The sequence below is a fragment of the Paenibacillus sp. MMO-58 genome, assembly GCF_037146255.1.
Taxonomy (GTDB): domain Bacteria; phylum Bacillota; class Bacilli; order Paenibacillales; family Paenibacillaceae; genus Pristimantibacillus.
The window spans coordinates 1-203 of record NZ_JBBCVY010000067.1 but is presented as its reverse complement, the minus strand read 5'-3'; the positions used below and the strand labels follow the sequence as shown (position 1 = coordinate 203).

Annotated in this window: 1 rRNA gene; it reads left to right on the top strand. The window is 52.2% G+C overall.

Annotated features, from left to right (window positions below):
- Positions 1 to 203: ribosomal RNA gene (locus tag WFJ73_RS33325) — 23S ribosomal RNA — on the top strand; the annotation flags it as partial.

Below are 203 nucleotides of genomic sequence, written 5' to 3'. Positions count from 1 at the left end.
CTGCCTCGGGGAGCGGTAAGCACGCATTGATCCGGGGATGTCCGAATGGGGAAACCCGGCTGTCGTAATGGACAGTCACTGTTAACTGAATCCATAGGTTAACAAGAGGCACACCAGGGGAACTGAAACATCTAAGTACCCTGAGGAAGAGAAAACAAAAGTGATTCCGTCAGTAGCGGCGAGCGAACGCGGATTAGCCCAAA